This window comes from uncultured Streptococcus sp. (assembly GCF_915066115.1).
Taxonomy (GTDB): Bacteria; Bacillota; Bacilli; order Lactobacillales; family Streptococcaceae; genus Streptococcus.
This window is the reverse complement of the sequence record NZ_CAJZDT010000156.1, coordinates 1-3,545: the sequence shown is the minus strand read 5'-3', so window position 1 is coordinate 3,545 and position 3,545 is coordinate 1. Positions and strand designations below refer to the sequence as shown.

The window sequence follows — 3,545 nt, the reverse complement described above, 5'->3', positions numbered from 1 at the left end:
GGACGCCAGAGATGAAGCAATGGCTACATGACCTTCGGGATGCAGGCATTCGCATCATTGTAGTCTCAAATAACACCAAAAAACGGGTTCAACGAGCAGTTGAGAAATTTGGAATTGATTACGTTTATTGGGCTCTTAAACCCTTCACCTTTGGAATAGACCGTGCCATGAAGGAATTTCACTATGATAAAAATGAAGTAGTCATGGTTGGTGACCAGCTCATGACAGATATTCGGGCAGCCCATCGTGCAGGCATTCGCTCAATTTTGGTCAAGCCCTTGGTCCAACACGACTCTATCAAGACGCAGATTAACCGAGCTCGCGAGCGCCGTGTCATGAAGCAAATTACTGAAAAGTACGGACCGATTACATATAAAAAAGGAATTTAACTATGGAAGAAATTCTCTGTATTGGTTGTGGAGCAACCATTCAGACGACAGACAAGGCTGGTCTTGGATTTACCCCCCAGTCGGCACTTGAAAAAGGTTTGGAGACTGGCGAAGTCTATTGTCAACGCTGTTTCCGTCTCCGCCACTACAATGAAATCACAGATGTCCAGTTGACGGATGATGATTTCCTCAAGCTCTTGCACGAGGTGGGAGACAGTGATGCCTTGGTAGTCAATGTCATTGATATCTTTGACTTTAATGGCTCTGTTATCCCAGGCTTGCCACGTTTTGTATCGGGCAATGATGTCCTCTTGGTTGGAAATAAAAAAGATATCCTGCCTAAGTCAGTAAAACCAGGTAAGATTAGCCAGTGGCTGATGGAGCGTGCCCACGAAGAAGGTCTTCGCCCAGTCGATGTCGTCTTAACTTCGGCACAAAACAAGCATGCGATTAAGGAAGTCATTGACAAGATTGAACACTACCGTAAGGGGCGCGATGTCTATGTAGTTGGGGTAACCAACGTTGGAAAATCAACTCTAATCAATGCTATTATCCAAGAAATCACGGGTGATCAGAATGTCATTACGACTTCACGCTTCCCAGGAACAACCTTGGACAAGATTGAGATTCCACTTGACGATGGCTCTTATATCTACGACACACCGGGAATTATCCATCGTCACCAAATGGCTCATTACCTGACTGCCAAAAATCTCAAGTATGTCAGCCCTAAAAAGGAAATCAAGCCCAAAACCTATCAGCTTAATCCCGAGCAAACCCTATTTTTAGGTGGACTCGGACGCTTTGACTTCATATCAGGAGAAAAGCAAGGTTTCACAGCCTTCTTTGATAATGAACTCAAACTCCACCGTACCAAACTAGAAGGAGCTAGTGCCTTTTACGATAAGCACGTCGGAACCCTTCTGACACCACCAAATAGTAAGGAAAAAGAAGATTTTCCAAAACTAGTCCAACATGTCTTTACCATCAAGGACAAGACAGACCTAGTCATCTCAGGCCTAGGCTGGATCCGAGTAACAGGCACCGCAAAAGTCGCCGTCTGGGCACCAGAAGGCGTCGCAGTCGTCACACGAAAAGCAATTATTTAAAAGTATTATTACAAAATCGCTGAGCGAACAAAGTGAGCTCATATAGCGATAGTTATTGCCGTGGTGTCTTGCCAATCGATAGATTGGCAAAGGGCACAATTGAGACCAAGGCTCAATTGTGAGGTCAGGAAATCCATTTTTCAAAGATGAGAGTCTTTGGAAAATTAGTTCCGACCGTCCCTCACCACCTAAAATAACTATCAAAAAACAAGGAAGAAAATTATGTCATTAACATCAAAACAACGTGCCTTCCTCAACAGCCAGGCACACACTCTCAAACCCATCATCCAAATTGGGAAAAATGGACTTAACGACCAAATCAAAACCAGCGTTCGTCAGGCACTTGACGCACGCGAATTGATTAAGGTCACTCTCTTGCAAAACACAGATGAAAACATCCACGAAGTAGCTGAAATCTTGGAAGAAGAAATCGGTGTGGACACAGTCCAAAAAATCGGACGCATCTTGATCTTGTTTAAACAATCCAGCAAAAAAGAAAATCGCAAGATTTCTAAAAAAGTCAAAGAAATCTAAAAAACTACTCCAAACAACTGTTTTTACAGAGAAATAAAGGAGACTAGCCTATGGCAATCGAATTATTGACTCCCTTTACTAAGGTAGAGTTGGAGCCAGAGATCAAGGAGAAAAAACGCAAACAAGTCGGGATTTTAGGGGGAAATTTTAACCCTGTTCACAATGCCCATCTGATCGTTGCGGACCAAGTACGGCAACAGTTGGGATTGGACCAGGTTTTGCTTATGCCTGAATACCAACCTCCTCACGTAGATAAAAAGGAAACCATCCCTGAGCACCATCGTCTCAAGATGCTTGAATTGGCGATAGAGGGGATTGAAGGTCTGGACATTGAAACCATTGAGCTAGAGCGCAAGGGCATTTCTTACACCTACGACACCATGAAGATTTTGACCGAGCAACATCCAGACACCGATTATTACTTCATTATTGGAGCTGATATGGTGGACTATTTGCCTAAATGGTACCGAATTGATGAACTGGTCGACATGGTTCAGTTTGTGGGGGTTCAACGACCACGCTACAAGGCTGGGACTTCCTATCCAGTTATCTGGGTGGATGTGCCTCTCATGGATATCTCGTCCAGCATGGTGCGTGACTTCCTTGCCCAAGGTCGGAAACCCAACTTTCTCCTGCCTCAGCCTGTGCTAGACTACATCGAGAAAGAGGGGCTTTACTGATGGCCTATCAAGACTATATCAACTGCTCTCGTGAGGCTTTGTTGGAAAAAATGGCAGAGCTTCTACCCGAGAAACGGTTAACCCATTGCTTGGGTGTGGAGCGTGCAGCCATAGAATTAGCTCAGAGATTTAGAGTCGATACCGAGAAAGCAGGACTAGCAGGTCTTCTTCATGACTATGCTAAGAAGTTGTCAGATCAGGAATTTCTAGACTTGATTGACCGATATCAGCTAGATCCTGACCTCAAAAACTGGGGCAATAATGTCTGGCATGGCATGGTTGGAATTTACAAGATTCAAGAAGACTTGGATTTGCATGATTCTGAAATTATACGAGCTATTGAAATCCATACAGTTGGGGCTGGTCAGATGACAGACCTAGATAAGGCTATCTATGTAGCAGACTATATCGAGCATAATCGAGCCTTTCCTGGAGTAGATGTGGCGCGTGAGATTGCAAGTCTATCGCTCAATAAGGCAGTGGCCTACGAAACAGCTCGTACCGTGGAGCATCTAGCTCATCAGGGATTCCCCATCTATCCCCAAACCCTTGAAACCTATAACGCCTTTGTGCACTATTTGAAAGAGGACTAAATGAACGAAAAAGAATTACTAGAACTAGTCGTGAAAGCGGCTGATGAGAAACGTGCGGAGGATATCCTTGCGCTTGATGTACAAGATTTGACTAGCGTGACTGACTACTTTGTTATCACTAGCTCGATGAATAGCCGTCAGTTGGACGCAATCGCTGATAACATTCGTGAAAAAGTAGCAGAAGCTGGTGTTAAAGGCAGCCATATCGCAGGCGATGCAGCGGGGTGGTGCGCACTACAT

The 3,545-nt window shown here is 44.5% G+C and carries 6 protein-coding genes; all 6 read left to right on the top strand.

The features are described 5' to 3' along the window. Positions 1-389, top strand: a 389-nt coding sequence (locus tag QZ565_RS08715) for a YqeG family HAD IIIA-type phosphatase (RefSeq protein ID WP_295528327.1), incomplete at its 5' end; no start/stop codon positions are given. Between the two features lie 2 nt (positions 390-391). Further along, positions 392-1,498: a ribosome biogenesis GTPase YqeH gene (yqeH, locus tag QZ565_RS08710; protein WP_033583414.1), complete on the top strand. Its 1,107-nt coding sequence runs from the start codon at positions 392-394 to the stop codon at positions 1,496-1,498. 222 nt (positions 1,499-1,720) lie between these two features. Then, positions 1,721-2,032, top strand: coding sequence for a ribosome assembly RNA-binding protein YhbY (gene yhbY / locus QZ565_RS08705; protein WP_000060169.1), 312 nt, complete (start codon positions 1,721-1,723; stop codon positions 2,030-2,032). A gap of 50 nt (positions 2,033-2,082) precedes the next feature. Continuing rightward, on the top strand, positions 2,083-2,712 hold the full coding sequence (locus QZ565_RS08700) for a nicotinate-nucleotide adenylyltransferase (protein ID WP_125421569.1): 630 nt from the start codon (positions 2,083-2,085) through the stop codon (positions 2,710-2,712). Beyond that, positions 2,712-3,305 (top strand): bis(5'-nucleosyl)-tetraphosphatase (symmetrical) YqeK, encoded by a 594-nt coding sequence (yqeK, locus tag QZ565_RS08695; RefSeq protein ID WP_295528300.1) that lies wholly within the window; start codon positions 2,712-2,714, stop codon positions 3,303-3,305. The genes QZ565_RS08700 and yqeK overlap by 1 nt, the downstream gene beginning before the upstream one ends. Then, on the top strand, positions 3,306-3,545 hold a 240-nt coding region (gene rsfS, locus QZ565_RS08690), incomplete at its 3' end, for a ribosome silencing factor (protein WP_295528297.1). It abuts the gene before it with no gap.